Origin of the sequence: Bradyrhizobium sp. AZCC 2289, from assembly GCF_036924615.1 — a bacterium.
Lineage (GTDB): Bacteria > Pseudomonadota > Alphaproteobacteria > Rhizobiales > Xanthobacteraceae > Bradyrhizobium.
Genome location: NZ_JAZHRY010000001.1, coordinates 6,168,073 through 6,193,786, shown reverse-complemented (window position 1 = coordinate 6,193,786; position 25,714 = coordinate 6,168,073). Strand labels below are relative to the sequence as shown.

Here is a 25,714-nt window from a genome sequence, read left to right as displayed (position 1 = left end):
TCGGACATAATGGTTGCGCGCTTCCGGGTCCGGAAATGATCCGCAAAAGGACCTGCGAGCAACGAATCTGGAGGGCAAATCAAAGCCTGCCCGAATAGCTCGCGACCAACTTCACCAGATCGGCTTGCCGTTTTGTGGCGGTCTTTTCATAGATGCGATGCAAATGAGTTTTGACGGTCTGGTCCGAGATGCCCAGCACCGGCGCGACTTCAGGCACTCCGCCGATCTCGACGATGGCAAACATGACCCGCACCTCCGCTGGCGTCAGCTTGAACTCGTCGGCGACCGCCTCGGGCGGTGACGGCAAATCCAGCGCTGCCTTGCGGACGAACATCGCCGCCGTAGCCGCGTAGGAAACGCCAGCCTTGCGGCGCGCTCCCGAGGTCAGGGGCAATATGTGAGCGACATAGCGCTCGCCGGTGCGCGCCTTCAGCGGCAAGGCGATGCCCCTTTTTCCGACGGCGGCGTCGCCCGCCTGGGCCGCCGCGAATATGTCCAGCAGATTCCGGTTACCCTCCGGATCAAGCGCTCCGATCCGGCCATTGGTGGCGCGCAGCACGTTTGCTTCGGCGATCAGGCGATGCGCGCTGGCATTGGCGTGAATGATGCGCCCGCTCAAGTCCACGATAAACATGCCGGAGGCGAGTTCATCGAGACTGTCAGCCAGCGCGGCTGCCTCGACGCGATGCAGATCGATCACCTTGCCGATCAGCATGGCGCGCCGAACATGCGGTGTAATCAGCTCAAATCGCCGGCGCATGCGATCGTCGACCTGCCCCTGCTTGGCGTGGCGCATCGCGGTAAACAGCGCACAGCTTGTTGTACCCTTTTCCAGGTTTGAAAACAGGCCGTCCATCAGGCTCTGTGGCGCAAGCCATTCGCGAAAGAAGCGCGTCCGAACGAACTCCTCGCACGAAAGCACGTCGGGAACCGCAACCGGCATCTCGACGTCAAAAAAGACGACCCCGGGAAAGATCGGATTTATCTTGCCGTACTTCTGCAAATAGAGATCGAAATAGTGAGGCGCGCTGGACTCGCGGCCCCACCAGAACAGCGCATCGATAGCCCTGCTGATCGAGTCCTGCGAATGCAGGCTGGCCGAGGCGGCGCCGACATAGCCGCAGATGCTTTCGATGGCACTCGGCCACAGCCCCGGATCGAGCGACGCATCGTAGACGTCGCCGATGACCTACGAAAGCTCGTCCGCTTCACGCATGCAGATGGCTCCAGCCAGCCCTGCCCTCCCGGGACCGTAACACGTCCCGGGAGCCCGCACAGCCGGCGTCTCCATCGATCGGGTGACGCGGCGACTGATCCGGTCCGGTAAATTACGGCCCGTCGGGTGACCGCAGCGGCAACCACAACTGGCAGGCCGACCTCCCGCACGACTGGAGCACGATGGCCCCGTCGGACAGCCCAACTGGTCCGTGAAAAAGGAGAACATCATGCGCGACGAAGCCAAGATCAAATTGCGTGAGAGCCTGCGCGGCTCGGTCATCGAGCGCGGCGCGGCCAATTATGATGAAGCCCGTGCGCTCTATAACGGCATGATCGACAAGCACCCGTTGCTGATCGCCCGCTGTGTCGATGTCGCCGACGTGATCGCGGCGGTGAATTTCGGCCGCGACAACGGCCTCTGCATCGCGATACGCGGCGGCGGTCACAATGGGCCAGGGCTCGCCAGCGTCGATGATGGCCTGGTCATCGACCTGTCGGACATCAAGGGCGTGCGCGTCGACCCGGTTGCCCGCACCGCGCGGGTCGGCGCCGGGTGTACCCAGGGCGACGTCGACCACGCCACCCACGCGTTCGGCCTCGCCGTGCCGGCCGGCATTATCTCGACCACCGGCGTCGCCGGCCTCACCTTGAGCGGCGGCCACGGTTATCTCACCCGCAAATACGGCCTGACCATCGACAATCTGATCGAGGCCGACGTCGTGCTGGCCGATGGCAGCTTCGTCGTCGCCAGCAAGGACAACAACGCCGATCTGTTCTGGGCGCTGCGCGGCGGCGGCGGCAATTTCGGCGTCGTCACCTCCTTTGTGTTCCGGCTGCATCCGGTGAGCACGGTGTTTGCCGGACCGATCGCCTGGGACCAGAAGCACGCGCGCACCATCATGCAGCATTATCGCGATTTCCTGCCGAAAGCACCGGAGGAACTCGGCATTTTCCTCGGGCTCAAGACGGTCCTGTCGAGCGCACCGTTTCCGCAAGAATTGTGGGGCAAGCGCATCTGCCTGCTGATGTGCTGTTACGACGGCGCCGAGGACAACGGCAAGAAGGCCTTGGCGCCGCTAATCGACGCGCTGCCGGCGCCATGGTTCAACTGGATGGGAACGATGCCGTATCCGGCCGTGCAGAGCATGTTCGATGGGCTCTACCCGAAGGGAATGCAGTGGTATTGGCGGGGCGACTTCGTCAAGACTCTCTCGGACACAGCGATCGATGCCCATCTCGAACAGGCGGCAAAAACGCCGAGCGAATTGTCGCTGATGCATCTCTACCCGATCGACGGCGCCGTCCATCGCGTCGGCAGCGGCGACACCGCCTGGAATTGCCGCGACGCGACCTGGTCGATGGTGATCGCCGGTATCGACCCGAACCCGCAGAAGGCGGGGCCGGTCACACGATGGACAAAAGCCTATTGGGAGGCGGTGCATCCGTTCGACCTCGGCGGCGCCTATCCGAATTTCATGATGGACGATGAGGGCGACGCCCGGCTCAAGGCGACCTACGGGGGAAACTATGCCCGGCTGGCCGCTGTGAAGAGCAAATATGATGCTGCCAACGTGTTCCGGGTCAACCAGAACATCAAGCCGGTCGCCACGACATCACGGGCCGGATCATGAAGGTGCGCGGTTTACCCGGCGCGATTGCCCGCCTGCGAAGAACCCTCGCCGCGTCGTGAGTTCGAGGCCGATCGGTTGGCCACAAATACGGGGTTTGGACAAAAGTCGCCGGCGAACGCGATTCTGTAGTCTGCGAGTCCGACGGAAGCTCTGCTCGCTTGCTATCCCTTGAGCGCTCGGCGCCATGCGCCTGGACTCACGCCGACAATTCGGGTGAAGTGATGAGTGAAATGGCTTTGATCGCAAAAGCCGCACTCCGCAGCGATGTCTGTGAGCGACAGCCGGTCATCGCGCAGCCTTTCCTTGGACAGCACGATTCGCTGCCCAATCAGCCAGTTATGCGGCGCCACTCCCAGTGTGCGGCGGAAGGCGCGCGAGAAATGACCCACCGACAGGCCGCACTCCCGCGCCACCTGCTTTAGCGGCGCGCCCTGAAGGTTGGCGCGAAGAAGTTCTTTTGCCCGTCGCTCCTGCCACGGCGCGAGCGCGCCTCGCATCGGCAGCGAATCCGGCCGCATGCCTCCGTAGGTCTGAGCGATATGCACCCCAAACGCCATGAGGACATGGTCGACAAAGAACGGATTGGCTTGATCGGGATGGCTGAGGGCGGGGAGCAGCAAGTTCCCCAATCTGGAAATCACGACGTCGTTGACGCCCGCTCCGGGCTTATAGCTCAGGTCGCGAATTCGCGGCGCATTGGTATCGTCGGCGATCGCGTCCAGCGCCGCACGCGGTAGATAGAACGCCAGAGCGTGATAGGGCTTGTCGAGGAGTCTTCTGGGTTCTCGTTTCAGGTCCGACAAAGTGAACTCCCCGGCCCGCAAGTCGCACATCGGAGCTTGTTGGCCATCCTCCCAATATTTGCAACTTGAACGATCGCGGAGTTGCAAACCGATGAGAAAAGCATCTTCCAGCCGCAGCGAGCCGCTCATTTCCGGAAGCGGATTGTCACATCGAACCTCCGTGACGGCAATGTCAGCTTTACGCAATGTTCGGGTAAAGATCGCGGGTGCGTTTTCGACCTGAAATCGCTCGCCTAGTCGTTTTCCAAAAGCGTCGGTCATGGCTATTCGCCTCCGCTGAGGTGTAGGTGTAAGTTTTCTCTCCTGCACAAGATCATTTTGACGCGGGTAACAACTCGCAGAATGGAGCAGATTGTTACCGCAGCGATAAAGTCGGATGAGTTCGGTGTTTGGCCTGATCTTCTAGCTGCGAGTTGCCTTTCCCAATCAGATCGCGGTCAGGATGGCTTTCGGCTCGAGGAATGCTTCGAGTCCGTAGACACCATTCTCACGGCCGATCCCGGACTGCTTGACGCCTCCGAAGGGCGCAAGCGGTTCGTGAGTGAGCGTATTCACCTGTATCCTGCCGGCTTCAATTTCCTCAGCGACGCGCAACGCCCGCTGCGTGTCGGCGGAGAACACGTAACCCTGGAGACCATAGGTCGTATCGTTCGCGATCGAGATCGCCTCCTCCTCATTGTCGTATGGCAGAACGGACAGGACTGGCCCGAAGATCTCTTCCTGAGCGATCTGCATGTCGTTGCGAACGTCAGTGAAGACGGTGGGACGGACAAACCAGCCGCGCGGCAGGTCTTTGGGACGGCCCTCGCCACCGGTAAGGAGACGAGCGCCTGCCGCGACGCCGGTGCGGATGTAGCGCTGTACGCGCTCCCACTGTTTCTGGCTGACCATCGGCCCGATGACCGCGTCCGCATCGTCGGGACGACCGACCCTCGTGGCCTCCACCGTGCGCCGGATCAGCTCTTCCGCCGCCGGCTGAATGCTGCGCGGCACCAGGATGCGCGTGCCGGCAAGGCACGCCTGGCCGCTGTTTATGAAGCCGGCGGCGATGGCCATGGGAATGGCCTTCTCGAGATTGGCGTCGTCGAGAATGATCGTCGGCGACTTGCCCCCCAGCTCCAGGGTGACGCGCTTGCAGGTCTCGGCCCCAGCGCGCAGGATCTGCTTTCCGACAGCGGTCGAGCCGGTGAACGAGATCTTGGCGACGTCGGGATGCGAGGTGAGCACGGTGCCGACCGTTTCGCCGCGACCTGTAAGGATGTTGACGACGCCGGGCGGCAGTCCTGCCGCAAGGAAAGCGTCGATGACGACATCGGTCTGGAAGGCGCTCATCTCGCTGGGCTTCACGATCGAAGCGCACCCGGCAGCCAGCGCGTAGGCAACTTTCGAGCAGATGAAGCCCGCGTTGCTGTTCCAGGGCGTGATGAGGCCGGCCACCCCGATCGGTCTCATGACGACGTCCGCGGTGCCGGCTTTCCGTTCAAATTCGTAGGATTTGAGAATCTCGATGGCATCGGCGAGCGACTGCGTCGCGTGGCGGGCGGCGGCCTCGGCGCGCTTTGCGGGAGCGCCATACTCCAGCATCGAGGCCAGCATGATCGCCTTATGTCGGCGTTCGATTTCCGCATGCAACTGCCTGAGCATGTCGATACGCTCGGCCTTCGACGTACGAGAAAGCGGGGCCTGGGCCGCCTTTGCGGCAGCGATAGCCGCCCGAGCGTCCTGCTCGTCCGCCAACCGGACCTGGCCTATGATTTTCTCCTCAGACGGGTTGTACAGATGGAAGAGCTCCGTGCCGTGGGGCACCACTCGTTTTCCGCCGACGTAGACTCGTTCGATCTTGCGCATTCCGGATTCCTTTCGTCCGACACATAGCGCTCCCGGATTGACCGCATAACCGATCCATTTCAGGATGACGTGGTGCAGGAAATCGAACAATGAAACCCGGGTTAGCCGAACTCACTGCGGTGCTGGCTGTCGCGCGGCAGCGCAATTTTCGCGCAGCGGCCGACGAGCTCGGGATGTCTCGCTCCGCACTGAGCCATGCAGTGTCCACCCTCGAGCGGCGGATCGGCGTGCGGCTATTCAACCGAACCACACGCAGCGTATCGCTTACCGAGGCCGGCGAGCAGTTCGTCGCCAGCGTCTCGCCCGCACTCAAGCAAATCGAGCATGCGGTCATGGCAGCGACTAGCCGCCAAGCTACGCCGTCAGGCGCGCTGCGGATCAACGCTTCCGTCGCAGCCGCGCATCAGATGTGGCCCATCTTCGAGGAGTATGTTCGGCGGTATCCCGCAGTTACCCTTGATCTCGCAACCGACGGACGCTTCGTCGACGTCGTGGACGAGGGATTTGATGCCGGCGTCCGGCTTGCTGAAAGCGTGCCAAAGGACATGGTTGCGATACCCATCGGCCCGCGGCAGAGCTTCGCGGTCGTAGGGTCGACAGCATATTTTCGGAAGTACCCCAAACCGAAGTCTCCGGCCGACCTGAAGGATCATCGTTGCATTCAAAGGCGCCTCCCCAGCGGGTCCATTTTCAGATGGGAGTTCGAAAAGCGAGGCGAGCGATTTCTCGTCGACGTAAACGGGGTCCTGACATTGGACGAACCAGCCCTGGTGCAAAAGGCGGCGATGGCCGGCTTGGGCCTTGCGTATCTAAACCTGCTGCAAGTGCATCCGGACATCAAAAGGAACCGTTTAGTTCGTGTTCTCGACGAGTGGACAGAGCCTTTCGACGGCGTATGCCTCTATTATCCGGGACGACGGCACGTTCCGGCGCCGCTACGCGCCCTCATCGACCTCGTGAAGGAGATCAGGAGCCGGGAGTCGCGCGAGAAGTAGCCAGAATCGTACATAAGAATCTTCGGGCGACATCTCACCGTCAGAGGAAACCCATGCGATCGGCATACACATGACTGTCTAATCAGTCACCAAAACTTGCCTTGCATTGATGGGTATCGTGACCGTACGCCGAGCGCCCTGAGAGGGCTAAATCATCTGCTCATGGCACTTGGCCGACGTCGATAGTTTGCGAATGACCGCTTCGCGCCAGAAGCGGCAATCAGGAATGGCATTGGGTGAGACCATGACGCATTTTCTCATCACTTCCCTTAAGCCCACCGTCATCAGAGCCGAACGGGGGAACTGATCGTCCTGAAGACTTATCAGAGCAATCGTTAGAGGGAATTTGGCGTAACGGCGCGGTTGCAATTCGCCGGATCGACAGAGCGAGACATCGCCGACGGACCTCGATACGCGGTGACGTCCAAAGAAAAGGGCGGTTCGGTCGGTGGATCGGGCCAATGCCTGGCGTCATACGAAGGCACTCAATCCCGTAATGGACTTGCCGACGATCAGCGTGTTCATCTCCCTTGTGCCCTCATAGGAGTAGATTGCTTCGGCATCGGCCACGAAGCGTCCGATGTGGTTCTCAAGCAGGATGCCGTTGCCGCCGAGCAACTCGCGCGCATAGCCGACGGTTTCTCGGCATTTGACCGTGCAGAACGCTTTCGCGAGCGACGCATGCTCGTCGCGCATCACGCCTTCGTCCTGAAGCTGGGCGAGACGCAGCATCATCGCCTGGGTCGAGGTGACGTTGCCGAGCATCCTCACCAGCAGGTCCTGAACGAGTTGGAAGCCGCCGATAGGCCTTCCGAATTGCGTCCGCTCCGTCGCATAGCGGAGCGCATGCTCGTATGCTCCCATCTGGCAGCCTACGGCGAACCACGCCACGCCGGTGCGCGTCATCCTGAGAACCTTGGCGGTGTCCTTGAACGAGTTGGCGTTCTGCAGGCGGTCGGCCTCGGGAACGCGGCAGTCGTTCAGGGTGATCAACCCGTTCTGCACGACCCGCAATGCCATCTTGGTCTTGATCTTCTCGACCGAGAAGCCGGGATTGTCCTTTCCCACAACAAAGCCCTTGACCTGGTTCGAGCCTTCCTCTCGCGCCCAGATCACGTTGATGTCGGCGAACGTGGCATTTCCGATCCATTTCTTCTGGCCGTTGAGGATCCAGCTGTCGCCTTCGCGGCGGCATGTCGTCATCATTCCGCCTGATGTCGCCGAGCCCACTAGCGGCTCGGTCAGGCCGAACGAGCCGATCTTGTCGAAGCGCATCATGGGCGGCAGCCAGCGTTGCTTCTGCGGCTCGTCGCCGCACAGATAGATCGATCCGGCCGAAAGGCCCGTGTGCACGCCCCAGAACGTCGCGACCGACGCATCGACACGCGCCAACTCCATCGCGACAAGGCCGTTCAGCAGCCAGCTGCCGCCGGCGGCGCCATATCCCTGATAGCCCACCCCTCCGATACCGACCTCGGCCATCTTCGGGATGATCTCGAAGGGAAATGCATCGCGGCTCCAATAATCCTCGATCACCGGCGCGACGACGCCTTCCGTGAACTCGCGAACATTTTTGAGCAGCGCCCGCTCGCTCTCGTTCAGTACGGCGGCTATCCTGTAGAAATCACCTTCGATTGGAGGCGGAGCGTAGTCCGTCTTCCCGATTGATTTTGCCTGCTGAGTCGCCATCGGTTTCTCCCTGCGCTGAGTGGTGAGGCCTGCCTGCGTTTGCTGGCTCCCAGCAAAGCTGGCTTGTCGCTTTGCCGGAGATCCTCCTGGTTCAGGTCGGCTCGTTTCGAGCAATGCTGGCGCGTATCCCCTCAAGAGCCTCTTTCATGCGGTTCTCGATATACAACGTCGTGTCTGTCATCATTTCCTCCCTTCCCGCTGCGTTTGGACATCGCGGCGTCCTCCGAATGTCGGAATGAGGTCTCTGACCCAACCAGCCAATCGCGAAAGTGGAGATGATGGATCGACGTGCTTGCTCGCGTCGGCCAGAAATGCCTCGATCAGGGCGGCGGTTTCCACCGGCCGCGTCACGATGAACAGGTGCCCGTCCTCGATCATCCGGAGCTCGGCATTCGGGATCAGGCCCGCTAGAATGTGACCATTGACCGGAGGGACCAGTGGATCGTCGCGGCCCATCAGAACGAGCGTCGGCTGCGGCAGCGACCACAGCCACGGCAGACTGGTCCAGCCGCTCATCGCGAGAAGCTGATACAGATAGCCCAGGCTTCGCGCACCGTGCATCGCGACCGCGTGCCGGCCGATCAGGGATGGGTCGTTACGAAAGGCTCCCCCGTAAATATCCGCCGCTATCCTGTTCATGTAGTCCTTGTCGGTGTAGCGGCGCGGCGTAGCCATTTTCCACAACACGGAGGGGCTTGCCGGCACCATCGTGAAACCGGGCGCCGTCGCAGCGAGCACCAACCGCCGGCACAGCTTTGGATATTGATGCGCGAACTGCTGCGCGATTCCGCCGCCCCAGGAGACGCCGGCGACGTCGATCTCTGCGTAGCCGAGCTCTGCAACGAGGCCCGCGGCAAGCCGCGCCAGCGTTGATGGGCGATACGGAAGGAGCGGCCTGGGTGAACCGCCGACGCCGGGCACGTCAAAGATGATTGCCGTCGTGCTCGTAAGTGCTTCAAGGAACGGCTTCGCCAACTCCCAATTGGCGCCGATCCCGTTGAACAGCAACAGCGGCGGCTGCTGGCCGCTGCCGTGCCTGATGGCAACCTGGAGCAACTGCCCCTCGACCGCGATTTGCCGCGCCTCGATCTCCGGCGTCGCGCTTCGGTTCCCTCCTGCAGGATCGTTAGTCAAAGACGTAAGTCCCCGGAGCTGCCGCAAGGACCGGATGGCGTTCGCTACCCAGCGACGCGGCTGCCGCGACCTCTTCGCCCGATCGTGCGTGCAGCCAATCGCGCCAGTCGAGCCACCAGCTTCCCTTACGCTTCTCGGCCGAGGCCATGAATGCGTCTGGACCGGATCGATGGACCGTTCCGATCATGAAGGAGGCCTTCGGATTGGTTGGCGGGTTGAGGAGGCTCTGGAGGTGGCCGCTGTTCGAAAGCACGAAGGTGGTCCCCTCGCCCATGATCTGGGCGGTCTTGTGCACACCCTTCCAGGGCGTGATGTGGTCGGTCACGCCGGCGATCACGTAACTGTCGACCCTGGTTCTGCTCATGTCGATCGTCTTGCCGTTCAGCGTGAGCTTTCCGGCGTTGACGAACGGGTTGGTGAAATAGAGATCCAGGTAATCGCCATGCAGGCCGGCTGGAAGTCGGGTTGTGTCGGCATTCCAGTACAGGATATCGAAGGCCGGCGGCTGGTTGCCGAGCAGGTAGTTGTTGACCCAGTAATTCCAGATCAGGTCGTTCGGCCTCATCCAGGCGAACATTCGTGCCAGTTCGTGGCCGTCGACCATGCCGCGCAGCCGGGAGGTTTCCTTGGCCGCGCGCATCGTCTCCGGCGTCATCAGGCAGCCGAATGCGCTCTCGTCGGCGGTGTTCGGATCGAGCAGGCAGACCGCGAGCACCATATTCCTGATCTTCTGTTGCCCCGCGCTTCCAAGCGTCGCGAAATACGCCGTCGAGGTGATACCCCCGGAACAGGATCCCATCATCGAGATATCGTCGCTGCCGGTCACGTCCCGCGCGACATCGACAGCTTCGTCAAGCGCTGCGACATAGGTATCGAGGCCCCATTCACGATGCGCGGTTGTCGGATTGCGCCAGCTGATGCAGAACACCTGAATGCCGCTGTCGACCAGGAAGCGCACCATGCTTTTGTCGGGCGACAGATCCAACGCGTAGTATTTGTTGATCTGCGGCGGGGTGACGAGCAGCGGCCGCTTTCTCACCTTCGGCGTCGTCGGCGAATACTGTATCAACTCCAGCAATTCGTTGCGGAAGACCACGCCACCCTTCGTTGTCGCCAGATTCTCACCGACCTTGAACGCACTCTGATCGACCATTGACGGCATGCCGCCGTTCTTGGTGAGGTCATCGAGGTAGTTCTTCAACCCCTGCCAGACGCTGCGGCCGCCGGTATCCACGAAATTGCGCATCGCCGCCGGATTGGTCAGCATTGCATTGGTGGGCGCGACCGCATCTATCAGGATTTCCGTGACCAGATGCGCCCGCGCCTTGTCGATGTTGCTCAGGCTCGTCTTGTCGACAAAGCCGCTGACTGCATCGCCCCAGGCAAGATAGGCCTTGAGCATCCCGCTGTGCAGCGAACTCTGCTTCCAGGTGGCATCGGAAAATCGCCGGTCGCCCGCCTTCGGCGCACGCTCGGACTTGCCGGCGACGATGGAGCCGAGTTCGCTCAGGAAAGAGAGCCATTGCTCGGCGGCGACCTTCGGCTCGTTGACGATAGCCTTGAACAGGGTGCCGGCGCCGTCGACGAAATCCTGCCCCCGGATGCCAACCAGGGGATTGAGTGCCAGCGTATTTCGGGATGCTTCCTCGGAGATCCCCTCCATTGGGGGAGTTTGCTCGCGATTTTCCGTGTTCATTGCCGCGCTCCCGCTGCGGGAAGCAGAAGCGCCAGCGTCTCGGCCACCAAAGCTGGCTTCTCCGATCCCTCTACTTCCAGCGTGTTCTGGGTCTTCATGATCACCTGCCCGCCTTCTCTCGGCTCGAGCCCGGCGAGAACAACGCGCAGCCTGACTCGCGCCCCGGCCGGGACGGGAGCCAGAAAGCGAACCTTGTCGATTCCGTAATTCAGCCCGGCGGCGGCATCAGTCGGGACGACACCGATCTCCATCGCCAGCGGGGCCACCATCGCGAGCGTCAGATAGCCGTGGGCGATGGGACTGCGGAACGGACTTTCCTGCTTCGACCTCTCGACGTCCACGTGAATCCATTGGTGATCGCCGGTGCAGGACGCAAACGCGTCGATACGCGCCTGGTCGATCTTAACCCAACCAGAGACGCCGAGTTCATGCCCAACTTTTTGGCCTAGACCGGCAAGGGTGAGGCTGCTCATGCTTTCCTCCTCAATCATTCGCGGCTGCATTCGGATAGCTACCCGTAGCGTTCGCGCAGCTCCTTCTTGTTGATCTTGCCGACACTCGTCTTTGGAATGCTGTCGATGAAGAGGATCTTCTCCGGAATTCCGTATTTCGAGATGACGCCCTTGTCGGCGAACACTTTGAGATGGTCCTTGATAATCGCGGCGCTGACGCCATTCGCATCGGACGCCCGCTTGACCACGAGCGCGAGCGGCCGCTCACCCCATTTGTCGTCCTTGACGCCGATGACGGCCGCCTCTGCGACGCCCGTGCATTGCGAGATCAGGTCCTCGATCTGCAACGACGAGACCCACTCGCCGCCGGTCTTGATCACGTCCTTGATCCGGTCGGTGATGTGCACATAGCCGTTCGCGTCGATCACGGCGATATCGCTGGTATGCAGGTAGCCCCCGGCCCAGAGTTGCTCCGAGCCCTCGGGATTGTTGAAATAACCCTGGGTGAGCCAGGGCGCCCGCAGCACGATCTCGCCGGCGGACTTGCCGTCATGCGGCACATTCTTCATATCGGAATCGACGATGCGCAGATCCACCAGCGGCCCGGCGATCCCGGCCTTGGCGCGGAACTCGACTTCCCCATCCGGATCGCCGGTCAAGTCCTTCGATCGGACGTGGGACACCGCGGCAAGCGGGCCGGTCTCAGACATCCCATAGCCCGCGAAGATGTCGATGCCCGCAACCAGCGCCCGCTTGGCCAGCGCCTTCGGCAAGGCCGAACCGCCGATCACCATCTTGAGGCCGCTCAGATCGACATTCGCCGCAGCGGCCGCGTCGAGCAGCATCTGCAGGATAGTCGGCACGCCATGGGTGAAGGTGACACCTTCATTCTTGATCAGCTTGACCAGCATCGCCGGCTCGTAGCGTCCGGGATAGACCTGCTTGGCGCCGGCAAGTGTCGCGGACCAAGGAAAACCCCAGGCATGGACGTGAAACATTGGCGTAATCGGCATGTAGACGTCGTCACGTGAGAAGCGGCCCTGCGTGCCCGACATCCCGAACAGCGCCAATCCACAGATCGAGTGCAGCACGAGTTGCCGGTGGCTGTAATAGACCCCCTTGGGCAGCCCGGTCGTGCCGGTTGTGTAGAAAGTAGTCGCCTGGGTGTTCTCGTCGAAATCAGGAAAGTCGTAGTCAGGCGCAGCCGCAGCAAGCAGGCTCTCATATTCGCCGACGAAGGACAGACTGCCAGTCTGCGGGGCGGGTCGGTCCGACATCACGATCAGCCGTTTGACCTTCGGCAACTGGGCCTTCAGCCCCTCCACCAATTCGACGAACTCATCGTTGACGAGAAGCGTCGAGGCGCCAGCGTGGTCGATCGTGTAGGCGATCTGTTCGGGTGACAGGCGGACATTCACCGTCTGCAACACGGCGCCCATCATCGGGATCGCGAAGAAAGCTTCGAGAAACCGGTGGCTGTCCCAGTCGAGGACGCCCACGGTGTCACCGGGCACAACCCCCGCTTTGCTCAGCGCCGACGCGAGACGGCTTATCCGCTCCCTGATCTGGAGATAGGTGAAGCGCCTCAGATCGCGGTAAACGACCTCCTGATCCGGCGCTTGCACGCTCGGCGTGTGCCACAATTGCTTGAAAATCAAAGGATATTGATAAGCTGATTTGGTGACCTGGATCAGCCTTCCCACCATGGCGGCCTCCCTCGAATTGTCTTCCTCCGGCCGTTCCGGCGTCCGCCATTCTAGGCGAGCGGATCGCTTGGTCTGCCGTCGAGTATCCCGACGATCGCACCGCACGGCACCGGCCCGAGCCTCGCGCGCAGCCTGGTGCTTGTGAAGGTCTGAAACGGACGACGAGCGGTCCGAGACGGACAAGTTGCCCGTCATCGGGAGCTGGGTCTTGAATAAGAATGCTCCTTTTTACGACCCAGGGGAAGCCGGAGCCTCAGCCGGTCAACCCGACGGCGATCGGAAAAAGCTGCTATCCTGTCCCGACAACAAGTGACAGAAGCCCTGTCCCGACGACAAGTGACGGGAGCTTCGAATCGTGTGGGTGTCCCAAGGCAGGTTCAGTTGTTCAACTCCAAGCAGCCCGGCAGGTCCTCCGCTTTGCACTCCATTCCGAACAACGCAAAGGAGAGGCCGATCGTTGGATTGAGTGAGCGTGTTTACGAACCGACCAAACTTGCCGCGCTATTCGACGTACTCGTCGACCAGGGTTGCCCAGCCGGTGAAATACTGAGAAACGTCAACTTGACCGTGGACGAGGTACACTCTCCGAAGTCAAGGATTTCGCTCGCGGATTTGATGACGGCCTGCAAGAACGCAATTCGGCTCTCAAGCGACCCGCACCTGCCATACCGCATCGGTACAACAATCCACATCTCCGCTTATGGCATGTACGGGTTCGCCATTCTTTGCTGCCCCGATTTTCGCAAGGCTATGGCTTTTGCCGAGTTGTATCACGCCCTCGCGGCGCCGCTGGCAACGATCGAATTCACCGAGGAGGAGGGAGTCGCGGGCTGGATCATTGAGCCCAATGCACGCGCTGCAACCGATCCGCAAGTCTACCGCTTCATCACCGAGATGCAGATCGGCATTCATATATCGCTGATGCGGGATATCATGGGCCCTTCGTTCACTCCGGATCAGATCAGCGTGGCCTATCCGGAAGCCCATGACTTTGGCCTGCCCGCGGACCAGATCGGATGTCGTCTAGGCTTCGCGAGCAGCACCAACCAGATCATTTTTCGGTCGGCATGGCTGGACCAAGCTGCAAATCTCGGCAACAAGACGACGTACCCAGCGATCGAGGCCCTCTGCGACGACCTGCTCAACGAGCTGAAATCGCGAATTGGAGTAGCCGGAGAGATTCGCGCACTCCTGCTCAGAGATATCACCAACCCTCCGACCGTCGCCGCCGTAGCGAAGCTCCTTGAAGTGAGCGATCGCTCGTTGCGACGTCAGCTACGGGAACAAGGGATTTCCTTCCGCGGCTTGCTGGATGAACTGCGAATGCAAATCGCGCTGAAATACCTGCGCACAACAAGGCTGGCGAACGAGGATATCGCGCTGGCGCTCGGATTCAGCGATGCCGCAAATTTCCGCCGCGCATTTCGCCGCTGGACGAACAAGTCACCTAGCGAGATCAGAGGCGAGTAACCACCCATTCTGCGAATTGGCGACAGTCGCCAACGGCCGCTCTGCGCCATGAGCGGTCCTTCATTGACAATCATCATCTACGTTCGAAATATTTTCGGACTTGCGACCAAGGAAGCGAGCCACCCCTCGATGATGGAAACGAGTTGACCTTGCCCCCAAGTTTTATCCAATCCCGAGTTCGCTCGTGGCGTTTGGGTTGCCCGGTTGGACGGTGGTAGCGACGGGAGCTGGCGCGGAGCCATCGGCATAGCGCAGCGCCAGATCCCGGCGCGGATTGCAGGTGAAGGCGTACTCGGAAGGTGTCTTCCATCCGAGCTGAGAATGGGGGCGTGAGCCGTTGTAGTCGGCGCGCCAGCATCCAAGGGCAACGCGAGCCTGCGCCAGCGAAGAGAACAGCGTTTCGTTTAACAATTCATCCCGTAGCCGGCCGTTAAAGCTCTCGATGAAGGCGTTCTGCATGGGTTTGCCCGGCGCGATGTAATGCCATTCGACGCGGGCTTGGTCCGCCCATGTGAGGACGGCGTTACTGGTAAGCTCGCTGCCATTGTCGCTGACGATCATCTTCGGCTTGCCGCGCTCGATCATCAGCTGATCCAGTTCCCGCGCCACGCGGACCCCGGAGAGCGAGGTGTCGGCCACCAGCGCCAGGCTTTCTCGGGTGCAGTCATCAACGATGGTCAGGATGCGGAAGCGGCGGCAGTCGGTGAGTTGATCCGACACGAAGTCGAGCGACCAGCGTTCGTTGGGCGCCATCGGAACCAGCATCGGCGCCCTGGTTCCGATGGCCCGCTTGCGGCCGCCACGGCGGCGCACCGCCAGCTTCTCCTCCCGATAGAGCCGGAACAGCCTCTTGTGGTTGATCACGTAGCCCTCCCGCTTGAGCAGAATATGCAGGCGTCGGTAGCCGAAACGGCGGCGTTCCTGGGCGATCGCCTTCATGCGCTGACGAATGCCGGCATCATCCGCCCGGGTCGTCTGATATCTCATGGTCATGCGGCAGCAGCCGATGGCTTTACACGCCCGCCGTTCGCTCATCCCGTGGGCTTCCACCAGATGAGCGACAGCTTTCCGCTTCCCCGCGGGCGTCACCATTTCTTTCCCAAGAGATCCTTCAGCGCCACATTATCCAGCATGGCGTCAGCCAGAAGCCGCTTCAGCTTCGCGTTCTCGTCCTCCAGCGACCGCAGCCGCTTGGCCTCAGAGACGTCCATCCCTCCGAATTTGGCCTTCCATTTGTAGATGCTGGCGTCGCTGACGCCATGCTTGCGGCAGAGATCGGCGACCGGGACCCCGGCCTCGTGCTCCTTCAAAATCCCGATGATCTGTTCTTCTGTAAATCGATTGCGCTTCATGCTCTGGTCCTCGTCTTGGGCCAGAGCGAACTTCAAACTGGATTAAGCCCGAGGGGCAAGGTCAGAGTCGAGCGACGACTTCCGCTGTATCCCCGACAGCGGACATCGTCCGCCATCGCGGCCATGTCCGAAAAGTGCCATTAGCGGACTAAGCAGACGATCTTAGATCGCCCAGGAGACGCTGAGCTTTCGACAAATTTGCCGTTTCGATCCCTTCAGTGAACTGGCCGCAAATGCCGGGCAGCAGAGTCAGCGCCTCTTTCCTCCGACCTCGGCTTGCCCAAAGTTCACTCAAAGCCAGCGTTGTCCTGAGCTCCCAGGCAAGAGCTCCCTGCTTCTGCGCGAGGGCCATCGATTGCAGAAATAGGCTTTCTGCTTTAGCAACATCTTTATCCACACCCAGCGCAAGTGCACCCCTCGCGCGAAGGATTTCAGGAGTCCACCAATGCTCGGGGCCCTGGTCTTCCGCATCGATCTTCGCCATCCAGGTTAAAGCGTCGTCGTATCGGTCCGCATCGATTGCGGCCAGGATGAGTTCGGTACGGAACACCGGATGGAAGATTCCATACTGGCCGCCCGCAAGCAGTTTGAGACCTTCGCTGACGAGCATCGGCGCGTCGTCATATTGCCCCCGTTGGGCCTGGCATAACCCCAATATGCAAAGACCAATCCCTTGATAGCCGCCGGCAGAATGGGATCTCCCATGCTCCGTAAGTTCAAGTGCGTCATTTTCGATTGCATCGATATCGATTCCCGATAGATATCTGTTAAGGCTGGTCCACGCCTTCGCCACGCTGATGGGAACCGGGAAACCCAGTGTCGTTGCGGTCTCCATCGCACGCGCACCCATTTTCTCTGCCTGCCTAGGCAGTCCCTGAAGCCAAAGCAGATTGGAAAGCGTAGCAAGGGTGTCGGTACGGCGGTCATAGCCGACTTGCCTGAGCTGCGCGTACCGGGATGTTTCGGTATCGGTATAGAGTGAACGTTGAAGATGCGGGCGGGCCTCCCTATGACGTCCCAGGCGATGCTCGGTTGTGCCGAGCATCCACTCCGCCATCGACCTCAGTCCAGGATCGGCAATATTCTTGGCCGTGTCGGTACACCTTTCTGCAAGGTCGAATGCCTCTCGATAGTAAGGCGTCCGCACCGCTTGTCCCCAAAGGACCAAATATGCGTATACTTCCCCCTTTACATCGTTGAGGCTGATAGCCAGCTCCAGGGCCTTGGCCCCGAACACTTTGACCTGATCCGATGCACCGTGCGTAAATAGCACGGTACTTGCGAGCGCCATCTGTATGGACAGTTGTTTTTGCGTTGAAGGAGTGCCCGTATCCGCCGCGGCCGCGGCGAGATTTGCCCAATGGCGATACTCGGTCAAAAGCGCTTTGCCATACCATAGAGATGCCGAATAGGCCGCCAGGTCGACGCCGATCGACGGATCGCCGCCTGGGCCGAACGCCCAATTCAGTGCGGCCCGGACGTTGTCGACGTCTGGGGCGGCTGTGCCGGCTTGGTCTTGATAGACCGTCTCCCGATCCGCCGCGTTCTCGAGAATGTCGCGATAGCAAAGGGCATGTCGCCGCCTCAACAGCTCGCTTTCGCCAGTATCCCTCAGTTTTGCGGAGGCATAGGTACGTGTGGTATCAAGCAGTCGATAGCGCGGGACCGGTCCGGACATATCTGTCGAGGCAAGCGATTTTGCGATCAATTCCGTGATCGCGTTATGAATGTTGGCCTCTTCGATGTCGGCTGTTCCAACAACGTTCTGTGCGACGTCGAGGGCGAAGCCGCCGACGAATACGGACAATCGTCGCAGCACCAGGCGCTCGAGATCGGAAAGCAGATTATAGCTCCAATTCAGCGTTGCGTTCAGGGTCTGTTGTCTGGGCGGCGCAGTCCGGCGTCCTGGCCAAAGCAGAGAAAATTGGCTGTCGAGCAGCTCCGCAGTGCGCCGTATGCCATATGCTTCAACCCGACCGGCCGTGAGCTCGATGGCCAGCGCCACGCCACCGAGTTTACGGCAAATGCTTCCGACAATCGGAGCATCTTCGTCGGTCAACTGTATCGGCATTCCGCTGGCCGCTACGCGTTCAAGGAATACTTGCACGGCCGGAAACGCGAGCGCTTCGTCTGCCGTAATGTCTTGCCGATCCGGCGGGCTATCGAGCGGCGACAGTCGATAAACGTGTTCCCCATGGGCGCGCAGCGTTTCACGGCTCGTTGCCAAAATGTGCAGGCCAGGAGTCCCCTCAAAAAGCCTCTGCGCCATTGCGGCGACCTCGGTGATGAGATGTTCGGAACTATCGAGTAGAAGAAGGGTCCGCTTTCCCCTCATATGAGCAACGAGAGCAGGGATGGGATCTTCCGATTGTACGGGAAGGCCAAACGCTGACGCCACGGTGCCCGCAAGCAGGCGCGGATCACTGATCGTCCCAAGGTCCACAAAACACACAGCACCGCTAAATTCGGTCAACAGCGCATGTGCAACGGACAGCGCGACGGTTGTCTTGCCCATGCCGCCGTGCCCAACGATGGTGACGAAACGCTCGGTCACGAGCTTTTCACTGATGACCCGGACGGTATCGTCGCGCCCTCGCATGTGTGTCAAACGTTGTGGAAGACAATAGATCGGTGTGTCGAGCGATGATTTGACATCCGGCGTGGAGCGTTCGTACGAAACAGGGGCGCTAAAACAATAACCGCGGCCAGTCACGTTGGTAATGTAATGCTCGCCGGATTGTCCTCCGTCGAGCGCCTTGCGCAGGAAAGCAATGTGCACGCGGAGACTGATTTCTTCCACAGTGACGTTCGGCCAAACCTTGGCAATGAGATCCTTGTGAGCGACCACTTCTCCGGCGCGTTCGACCAACGCCAATAGAATATCGAAAGCCCTGGCGCCCAGCTTGACGGGGTCGTCCCCTTTTTTGAGAAGACGTTGCGCTGAATACAGTCGGAATGGCCCAAAGGATACGGCGTCCATAGATGATAGCGTCCCTCAAGCAACGATCGCGTCGATGGCCTAGTCTTGGTCGAGCGCAGCGCCGGCCATCTTGATTAATTTTGATAACGCGATGCGAACTACCGCGGAGACATCCTCGGCAAGGAAAAGAACTTGGCGCACCGTAAGAGAAAGCGACATCGTGTTTCAACCCCCACAATGTATTGCAGGACGCTTAGCACGATTGTCATACAGAATCGCACGGTCCCGACCGTGCGGTCCTCACTTTGAGGAAGCATTGCGGCTCGTCTAATGTCCAGTTAGGGTCAAAAGCTGCCCTGACGACCCCGAAGTCCAACTTCCGGTTTATACCAGTCAAGGGACATCGTCGGAAGACCCGCTAGGTCCGTTTCGTGCCAAAAAACGGAAATGCCCTTTATTTCATCCAATCAATTCGTTGGCACGGGCAAGTAGTGTCGGGAGACGTCGAGTCCACGGGGATAGTGTCCGAGGGGTCAACACCGGGCCTTCAGAGCTTGAACCAAGGCTGCAATCAGTCTCACATCCGCGTCCTGCGCGGCAGCCACGTCGACCGTCGTCTTGTCGATGCCCCCTGGACCCAGCAGCGTGACGAACCGTCCCTGTCGAATCCAGTTGCGAACCTCGAACACCGCCGCCTCGTTACTAACCAGCATGACAGGTTGCGCAGCGAGCTTTCCTCCGAAATTGGGACTATTGCTCCCGCCGCCCTCGCCATCTTCAAGTCGGGCGACGGTGCCGACGAACGAATAGCCCCGTCCCTTGATGTTCGCGATGTATCGATTGCCAAATTGGCCGTCACCAAGCGCCTTGCGGATTGCGGCCACATGGACCCGGAGGTTCCCTTCCCCAACGGTTACGTCCGACCAGACGTGATCCATCAGCTCCTGCTTTGCGATGACCTCACCTGGGCGGTTGGCAAGATAGGTCAAAATATCAAACGCCCGATCCCCGAGGGAAAGCGCCCGACCGTCGCGCAGGAGCATCCTCTCGCCAATCGAAAGCTCGAAACGGCCGAACCTCAGCTTCTGCCCGTTCGCCAATACTCCCAGCCTGGAGCGGTTAGGGTCCGAGCGGCGTTTAATTTCCGACTGCAGAATGGATGACACCGTGACTGGTGACGCCTTTGCTGCCTCATGATCGCTGTCGAAACTCATGTTCCGCTCCGTCAGGCTGACACCATGGGCTCCCGCGTCAGACGGAGTGCGACCGACTTCGCCTCCGCGTTTCGCCGCCCAACGCCCATTCTGGCGGTGTCGCGTGCCGCAATAAATTGCTCGCAGGTAGTTCGGTCGTAGTTCTTTAGCTTCTTGTCCTAAGCCAAGGTTTGGGGACTCGAGCGTTGCGGCTTCTCAGGCATCAGGTTGAGCTTGGCCGCCATCTGACCAAACTCGGGAAGCGAACGAGCATTCATTTTCTGCATCGCCCTGCTGCGGTGGACCTTCACTGTAGCCTGAGCGATACCGATATCGCCGGCAATTTGCTTGCTAAGGCGCCCCTGCGCGACGTGAATCATGATTTCTCGCTCCCTGGGACTTAAGGTCGCGAAACGCTTTCTGAGATCGGCCCGCGCGCTTTCATTCTCTCGACGGATGCGATCACGCATCAGGCCCAACTGAATGGCGTCGAGAAATTCCTGATCGCGTACAGGCTTGGTGAGGAACTCGATCGCGCCGCCTTTCATGGCTTGCACCGACATCGGAATATCGCCGTGCCCGGTGATAAAGATGATGGGGAACTCTCGGCCTGCCGCTGCGAGCTCACGCTGGAATTCAAGGCCGCTTTGCCCCGGCAACCTCACGTCCAGTACCAGGCAGTTGGGTCCATCCGTCGGTTCGGATTTGAGAAAGTCGGAAACGGACGCAAAAAGTTTGCTGTTCAAGCCCACGGAACGCAACAGGCGCCCGATCGAGTGACGAAGCTCGACGTCGTCGTCGATGACGAGGATGGTGGCCGTGTCGTCGGGCATAGCTGCCGCTCAGCGTTAGATGACTGCAAAATCGAGCCCCAGTCTTCATTCGCAAGACTAGCCAAGCAAATACGACCTTAGTCCCAAACCGAGAACCTGAACAGGCCGATTCTGAACGGGACCCGCGGGGCCGCATAAGCCAAGGTTTACTGTGGTCGCGATTGCCCGGTGGCGTGCTTTGGCGCAAGATTCACGTCTAGGCTCAGCATGCGACCGCGCCGTCGGGAACGCTTGTATGACGTCTTCGAACGAACTGCGGGAGGCCGTATGCCAAAACGGTCATTGGTCTCGGTCGTTGAAGACGATCAGTTCTTTCGTGAGTCAATGAGAAGGTTCATGAGGTCGCTGGGCTATCGAGTTGAGGCGTTCGCATCGGCAGCCGATTTCCTCGCATCCCCCCATCTCGCCGAAACGGCCTGCCTGATCGCCGACGTCAATATGCCGGCGATGACCGGACTGGAACTCTGCCGGCATCTTAGCAATGCAGGGCGGACGATTCCGACAATCCTCGTGACTGCCTATCCCAATGATGTTGACCGAAACCGCGCCTTCACCGATGGAGTCGTTTGCTACCTTCGCAAGCCTGTCAACGAACAGCAGCTGAAGCGATGCCTTCACGCAGCTCTCACATTCGGTGAATGAACGCCTGAAGAAAACTCAAGGTCCCACCTGCACGGCGGGCAAGGTGAACTGAAATATGGCGCCGCGGGGCTCATTCGCCTCTGCCCATAACCGGCCCCCATGGGCGTCGATGATAGACCGGCAAATCGATAGCCCCATCCCCACACCGTGGGCCTTCGTGGTGTAAAACGCCTCAAAAGCGCGTTCCAGATGTGCCGGATCTATACCAGGCCCGGAATCGCGCACTGCCACGAGAACGCCCGCGTGGTGTTGCGCCGTGCTGATCAATAGCTCGCGTGGCTCTGCCTCAACCGAGCCCATGGCTTCAGCCGCGTTCAGGATCAGGTTCAGCACCACCTGCTGCAACTGAACGCGATCGCAGTGAACCGGAAGTAACCCTTCAGAAAGCCGGGTCTGGACCGAGACGGCGTTTTTGCTGATTGTGCTTCGCCCCAACACGATTACCTCGTTGATCGCATCATTAAGATCGAAGTGCTCCTTTCGCGGAGGCGTCTTGTTGATGTGATCACGGATGCGGTCGACGATGTCTCCGGCGCGATCGGTATCGCCCACAACGCAGCTGAGTGCCTCCCTGACCTCGCTCAACTCCGGTGGCTGCATGTCCAGAAAATTCTGTGCCGCGCGGGCGTTGTTGCGGGCGCTGGCGATCGGTTGTGTGATTTCGTGAGACAGCGAGGCGGCCAATTCCCCCATCATGCTCACGCGGTTCATGTGCGCGAAATCCGATTGCATCTGCTCCAGTTGCGCCAGCGCTCGTGTGCGATCCTCAATATCCGTCAGTAGATCGTACCACCGCACAATGCGCCCGGTGTCATCGCGAAACGGGACGCCGCGGGTTTCAAACCATCGATATTCACCGTCGAAGCGGCGCAGGCGTTGTTCGATGTTAAAGGGAATCCCGGAGGCTATCGCTCTCTTAAAAACTTCAACAACACGACGAAGATCTTCAGGATGCACCATATCGTTTGTTCCCCAGTTCTTTATCCATTCCGGCGGTTGGCCAAAATACTCCAAGAGCTGGCGATTGACGGTTTCGACTTCACCGTTCGGGGCCAAGACCCCAACGAGACCGGGTATCCCGTCAATTGCTAAACGTAAACTTCGTTCGCTTTCACGCAATGCCTCCTGCGCGTGCATGATCTCTGTCACATCTGTACAGGTGCCGCGATAGCCGTGAAATTCTCCATTGGGGTCAAACAAGGGCTTGCCGCTCGCCCTCACGTACATCGGAGAGCCGTCGTTGCTCATCCCGCGATATACAAAGTCCCGGAACGGTTTAAATGAAAAAACAGTTTCCTGGAGAAGCCGCCACTTCTCGGGTTCCGTTTCAAGGTCCAGAGCGTGATCCCAGTACGCCGTGCCGATTCGGTCGGCCGCGCTGAAACCAAAGGCATTCTCGCTCAGCATCGTGAATGTGTAATCCGGACCCATTTCGCAGAACCAGTCGGAGCCCGTCTCCGCGTAGTCGCGGAACTTCGCCTCGCTCTCCCGCAGCGCATCCTCGGCGCGCCGGCGCTCCGTCACGTCGACGAACGTCCCCACAACCTCGAGAAGCTCGCCGCCCGCGGAGAACAGGTGACGAGCATTTGATTCCAGGCACTTGATTGTTCCATCGGGCAACAAAATTCTGAACGCGGCCACGTAGTCTCTCTTCTCACGCAGTGCCGCGTCGGCTTCTTCGCGCAGCCGGCTCCGATCGTCCGGATGGATCTGTTGCCAAACCCAATCGCGGGTCGGCATACCTTGCAGCGGATCACGCCCAAAAATGCGGTAACTTTCCTCAGACCAATAGACGATCGTCCTTTCACCCTTCCGGTTCACCGCCCAGCCGCCGGTGTGGCTCAGCCTCTCAGCTTCCGCAAGATAGGCTTCGCTGCGACGTAGCTGATCTTCGACTTTCTTCCTTTCATCGATGTCAACACACAGGCCATACCACTGAATTATGCGTCCTTCCCGATCGCGCAAAGGCTCACACCGAGCATCGTGCCAACGAAACTCGCCGTCCGCCCGGCGTAAACGCATGACACCCTGGTACGAAGTTTCGGTCTGGATTGCGTGCCAGAAAGCCTCCGCAGTCTCTGGATAGTCGGCCGGGTGCACGAACGCCTCCCAACCGCGATGCCGGAATTCCTCAAACGGCATGCCGCTGTAGTCCAACATGCGCTGATTGATATGGGTCGGCTCGCCATCGGGCCCGTTCGACCAGACGAGGCCCGGTACTGTTTCGACAATTTGGCGGAGCTTATATTCGCTTTCCCGCAGCGCTCGCTCAGCGCACTTGAGCGCCGCGAATCCGGACTGTTCTCCGTTCTTCTTGCTTTCATCGTTGTCGGCCGTCATCTTCAGCCCGCAGGTTTTGTGCATCGAACAAGCGTCATAGCGGCCTCAATGGCTAACTCTTTCGCTCTGGATAAATTGCCTCAGGAAATGCTATCGCAAAAACTCCTTGAGAGCCACGGTCCGAGTACGCGCCGTTCGTCGAGCCGGAGGCAATGACAGCTACGGGCGCCCAACTAATGTCCGGGTTGGGTCAAACCCGGAAAAGCTCAATACGAGCATATGTTTTCCGCTGTTCAACTGAGAACGGACATTGACGGGTTCTCGCGCGCTTGCGATGGATAGCAAAATGTCCGTGCGTATTACGCGACCTTGCCGCGTCCTACTGTCTGGCGAACCTCAAAACCCTCGAATTGGGGGTGATCCAGATACAGCGGCTTGTTATCCCCTGCCCGACTATGCGCAGCACGGAACGCCTCTGATTTGGTCCACGCTTCAAACACGGCACGGTTTTCCCAGACGGTGTGAGAAGCATAAAGCGTGTGATCCTCAGCCTCGGGACCTTTGAGAAGGTGAAACTCTACGAAGCCCGGGACTTTTTCGAGATGACTGTCGCGCGACATCCAGACCTGCTCGAAGGCTGCTTCAGACCCTTTGGCAACGCGGAAACGGTTCATTGCGATAAACATCATGATCTCCTACTCTCGATTGCTGCAATGGAAACATAGCACGAGCAAGCGCGAGATTGCGATCCGCTAGGAGTCCGCGCAGCGTTGACGTGAAAAGGTAGAACCCTCTCCCCGAGCGAAGCTTGGATTTGTCCACTTAGAAAATTGTAAACGGGGACAAAGTTGGGAGGCCAGTTTGTACCCTGCTCAATCATGGGCCAGAGCTCAAGGGCGCCTCGTGACCCGCGTTTGGCAGCGATCGTTTTGCCCTCAGCAGCGGATCCAAGGATCGCTCCCCGAACGGCCGCTTCGCGCCAAGAGCGGTCGTTACTGATTTGAACCGCTGTAGTGCAGTGCAGCGCTTCGACGAACAGAGCGAAGGCTGGTAGAGGTGATGGCCTGAAAAACGGCGAGCCACCGATTGAGAACGCGGACAACACGACCCTTTCGCGAATGAGCCAAGCCGGAAGGTGGACTCGAAAGGCTCCGCATCACAGGCAGATACTCAGAATCTTCAAGCGGCAGGTTTCCTTTGTGCGAGCTTTGGGCTTTGCAACAGCTGCTTGCTTCGTACCGGTCGTCAACTTGGGACGTTCATAGTCCCCTGCAATCTCCATCGCCCAATACGTACGCCCTGTTGTCGCGCTTTTCACGCTGGCTACACCCACTCGCGAGGCGCCGTGCAAGAGAAGGTTTCTTCGGTGCCCCGCTGAATCAATCCACTGGCTAAGCGTCTTTGGGAAGCTGTCGTAGCCATAGGCGATGTTCTCTGCGGCTCGGCCCGCGCCGGCCGAATGGACCCGCGAGGTGAAGCCGCCGAGCACATCGTGGTCGAGCTTGTCCTTTGCCGCCATCGCCTCGGCTTGCTGGTGCGCAATACGCGTGAGCGTCGAATCCATGACGACCCGCCCCTCCCCATGCTGAACGCGATAGCTCGAGATCATGTCCGCGGGGGATTCTGCTTGGGCGAACGTAGGACAGCCGCAAACAGCAAGTGAGACGTAGAGGAAGAGTGACGGCTTCATTGTTTCCGATTATCCCCATGCCAAACGCGCTTAAGCAAATCTTCCATCCTGATCTGCTCGTTTCCATTTTTCCACGCGCGATCAGGAATCCAGGGCGCGGCTGCCTACGCGTACCAACTTGCCGTCCCGGGACTGAACACAGCGGACCAAGATGTAAAAGCC

The 25,714-nt window shown here is 59.8% G+C and carries 19 protein-coding genes; 4 read left to right on the top strand and 15 right to left on the bottom strand.

The features are described 5' to 3' along the window. Positions 1–79 precede the first annotated feature (79 nt). Positions 80–1,003, bottom strand: coding sequence for a helix-turn-helix transcriptional regulator (locus V1289_RS29400; RefSeq protein WP_334401101.1), 924 nt, complete (start codon positions 1,001–1,003; stop codon positions 80–82). Between the two features lie 442 nt (positions 1,004–1,445). Here V1289_RS29400 and V1289_RS29395 point away from each other — a divergent pair, with 442 nt between their 5' ends. After that, a complete protein-coding gene (locus tag V1289_RS29395) occupies positions 1,446–2,849 on the top strand; it encodes an FAD-binding oxidoreductase (protein WP_334401100.1) in 1,404 nt (467 codons plus the stop codon). A 161-nt stretch (positions 2,850–3,010) separates the two neighbouring features. Here the strand turns inward: V1289_RS29395 and V1289_RS29390 are convergent, their stop codons facing one another. Next, positions 3,011–3,913, bottom strand: a complete 903-nt coding sequence (locus V1289_RS29390) for a helix-turn-helix domain-containing protein (protein ID WP_334401098.1) — start codon at positions 3,911–3,913, stop codon at positions 3,011–3,013. A 165-nt stretch (positions 3,914–4,078) separates the two neighbouring features. Further along, on the bottom strand, positions 4,079–5,500 hold the full coding sequence (locus V1289_RS29385; protein WP_334401096.1) for an aldehyde dehydrogenase family protein: 1,422 nt from the start codon (positions 5,498–5,500) through the stop codon (positions 4,079–4,081). Between the two features lie 119 nt (positions 5,501–5,619). Here V1289_RS29385 and V1289_RS29380 point away from each other — a divergent pair, with 119 nt between their 5' ends. Next, complete coding sequence (locus V1289_RS29380; protein WP_442896086.1) at positions 5,620–6,495, top strand: LysR family transcriptional regulator; 876 nt, start codon at positions 5,620–5,622, stop codon at positions 6,493–6,495. A gap of 471 nt (positions 6,496–6,966) precedes the next feature. Here the strand turns inward: V1289_RS29380 and V1289_RS29375 are convergent, their stop codons facing one another. The 5 genes from V1289_RS29375 to V1289_RS29355 all read right to left on the bottom strand — a co-directional run bounded on the left by V1289_RS29375 (position 6,967) and on the right by V1289_RS29355 (position 13,172). Further along, positions 6,967–8,184: an acyl-CoA dehydrogenase family protein gene (locus V1289_RS29375; protein ID WP_334401092.1), complete on the bottom strand. Its 1,218-nt coding sequence runs from the start codon at positions 8,182–8,184 to the stop codon at positions 6,967–6,969. A 180-nt stretch (positions 8,185–8,364) separates the two neighbouring features. Next, complete coding sequence (gene phaZ, locus V1289_RS29370; RefSeq protein ID WP_334401091.1) at positions 8,365–9,318, bottom strand: poly(3-hydroxyalkanoate) depolymerase; 954 nt, start codon at positions 9,316–9,318, stop codon at positions 8,365–8,367. Further along, positions 9,311–11,014: an alpha/beta fold hydrolase gene (locus V1289_RS29365; RefSeq protein WP_334401089.1), complete on the bottom strand. Its 1,704-nt coding sequence runs from the start codon at positions 11,012–11,014 to the stop codon at positions 9,311–9,313. The genes phaZ and V1289_RS29365 overlap by 8 nt, the downstream gene beginning before the upstream one ends. Further along, a complete protein-coding gene (locus V1289_RS29360) occupies positions 11,011–11,487 on the bottom strand; it encodes a MaoC family dehydratase (protein ID WP_083641600.1) in 477 nt (158 codons plus the stop codon). Before V1289_RS29360 ends, V1289_RS29365 begins: the two co-directional genes overlap by 4 nt. Positions 11,488–11,525: 38 nt before the next feature. Next, entirely contained in the window at positions 11,526–13,172 is a 1,647-nt protein-coding gene (locus tag V1289_RS29355) for a fatty acid--CoA ligase (RefSeq protein WP_334401084.1), read from the bottom strand. A gap of 462 nt (positions 13,173–13,634) precedes the next feature. Between V1289_RS29355 and V1289_RS29350 the strand changes: the two genes are divergently transcribed. Further along, positions 13,635–14,642 (top strand): AraC family transcriptional regulator, encoded by a 1,008-nt coding sequence (locus V1289_RS29350; RefSeq protein WP_334401082.1) that lies wholly within the window; start codon positions 13,635–13,637, stop codon positions 14,640–14,642. A 162-nt stretch (positions 14,643–14,804) separates the two neighbouring features. Here V1289_RS29350 and V1289_RS29345 read toward each other — a convergent pair. The 4 genes from V1289_RS29345 to V1289_RS29330 form a co-directional block, all read right to left on the bottom strand. Further along, positions 14,805–15,994, bottom strand: a protein-coding gene (locus tag V1289_RS29345) for an IS3 family transposase (RefSeq protein WP_442895964.1) whose coding sequence is annotated in 2 segments (ribosomal slippage) — positions 14,805–15,748 and positions 15,748–15,994 — 1,191 coding nt in all. Because the reading frame shifts where the segments join, the coding sequence is not laid out codon by codon here. Between the two features lie 148 nt (positions 15,995–16,142). After that, on the bottom strand, positions 16,143–18,974 hold the full coding sequence (locus V1289_RS29340) for an ATP-binding protein (protein ID WP_334401080.1): 2,832 nt from the start codon (positions 18,972–18,974) through the stop codon (positions 16,143–16,145). 473 nt (positions 18,975–19,447) lie between these two features. Then, positions 19,448–20,128, bottom strand: a complete 681-nt coding sequence (locus V1289_RS29335; RefSeq protein WP_334401078.1) for a winged helix-turn-helix domain-containing protein — start codon at positions 20,126–20,128, stop codon at positions 19,448–19,450. 158 nt (positions 20,129–20,286) lie between these two features. Then, positions 20,287–20,940 carry a response regulator transcription factor gene (locus tag V1289_RS29330; RefSeq protein WP_334401076.1) on the bottom strand — a complete coding sequence of 218 codons (654 nt, stop codon included), beginning with the start codon at positions 20,938–20,940 and terminating at the stop codon, positions 20,287–20,289. Positions 20,941–21,222: 282 nt separating this feature from the next. Here V1289_RS29330 and V1289_RS29325 point away from each other — a divergent pair, with 282 nt between their 5' ends. After that, complete coding sequence (locus V1289_RS29325; protein ID WP_334401074.1) at positions 21,223–21,582, top strand: response regulator transcription factor; 360 nt, start codon at positions 21,223–21,225, stop codon at positions 21,580–21,582. Positions 21,583–21,597: 15 nt separating this feature from the next. On the opposite strand, the gene V1289_RS29320 is transcribed toward V1289_RS29325, so the two are convergent. The 3 genes from V1289_RS29320 to V1289_RS29310 form a co-directional block, all read right to left on the bottom strand. Beyond that, the gene (locus tag V1289_RS29320; protein ID WP_334401072.1) at positions 21,598–23,922 is read right to left on the bottom strand and encodes a PAS domain-containing protein; all 2,325 of its coding nucleotides are present in this window, start codon (positions 23,920–23,922) and stop codon (positions 21,598–21,600) included. 299 nt (positions 23,923–24,221) lie between these two features. Next, positions 24,222–24,548, bottom strand: coding sequence for an antibiotic biosynthesis monooxygenase family protein (locus V1289_RS29315; protein ID WP_074278398.1), 327 nt, complete (start codon positions 24,546–24,548; stop codon positions 24,222–24,224). A gap of 470 nt (positions 24,549–25,018) precedes the next feature. Further along, the gene (locus V1289_RS29310) at positions 25,019–25,552 is read right to left on the bottom strand and encodes a CAP domain-containing protein (RefSeq protein ID WP_334401067.1); all 534 of its coding nucleotides are present in this window, start codon (positions 25,550–25,552) and stop codon (positions 25,019–25,021) included. Between the last annotated feature and the right edge of the window lie 162 nt (positions 25,553–25,714).

Coding starts and splice junctions, on each gene's coding strand:
- V1289_RS29395 (WP_334401100.1), top strand. CDS start 1,446: ATGCGCGACGAAGCCAAGATCAAATTGCGTGAGAGCCTGCGCGGCTCG.
- V1289_RS29390 (WP_334401098.1), bottom strand. CDS start 3,913: ATGACCGACGCTTTTGGAAAACGACTAGGCGAGCGATTTCAGGTCGAA.
- V1289_RS29385 (WP_334401096.1), bottom strand. CDS start 5,500: ATGCGCAAGATCGAACGAGTCTACGTCGGCGGAAAACGAGTGGTGCCC.
- V1289_RS29375 (WP_334401092.1), bottom strand. CDS start 8,184: ATGGCGACTCAGCAGGCAAAATCAATCGGGAAGACGGACTACGCTCCG.
- V1289_RS29365 (WP_334401089.1), bottom strand. CDS start 11,014: ATGAACACGGAAAATCGCGAGCAAACTCCCCCAATGGAGGGGATCTCC.
- V1289_RS29360 (WP_083641600.1), bottom strand. CDS start 11,487: ATGAGCAGCCTCACCCTTGCCGGTCTAGGCCAAAAAGTTGGGCATGAA.
- V1289_RS29355 (WP_334401084.1), bottom strand. CDS start 13,172: ATGGTGGGAAGGCTGATCCAGGTCACCAAATCAGCTTATCAATATCCT.
- V1289_RS29340 (WP_334401080.1), bottom strand. CDS start 18,974: ATGGACGCCGTATCCTTTGGGCCATTCCGACTGTATTCAGCGCAACGT.
- V1289_RS29335 (WP_334401078.1), bottom strand. CDS start 20,128: ATGAGTTTCGACAGCGATCATGAGGCAGCAAAGGCGTCACCAGTCACG.
- V1289_RS29330 (WP_334401076.1), bottom strand. CDS start 20,940: ATGCCCGACGACACGGCCACCATCCTCGTCATCGACGACGACGTCGAG.
- V1289_RS29320 (WP_334401072.1), bottom strand. CDS start 23,922: ATGACGGCCGACAACGATGAAAGCAAGAAGAACGGAGAACAGTCCGGA.
- V1289_RS29315 (WP_074278398.1), bottom strand. CDS start 24,548: ATGTTTATCGCAATGAACCGTTTCCGCGTTGCCAAAGGGTCTGAAGCA.
- V1289_RS29310 (WP_334401067.1), bottom strand. CDS start 25,552: ATGAAGCCGTCACTCTTCCTCTACGTCTCACTTGCTGTTTGCGGCTGT.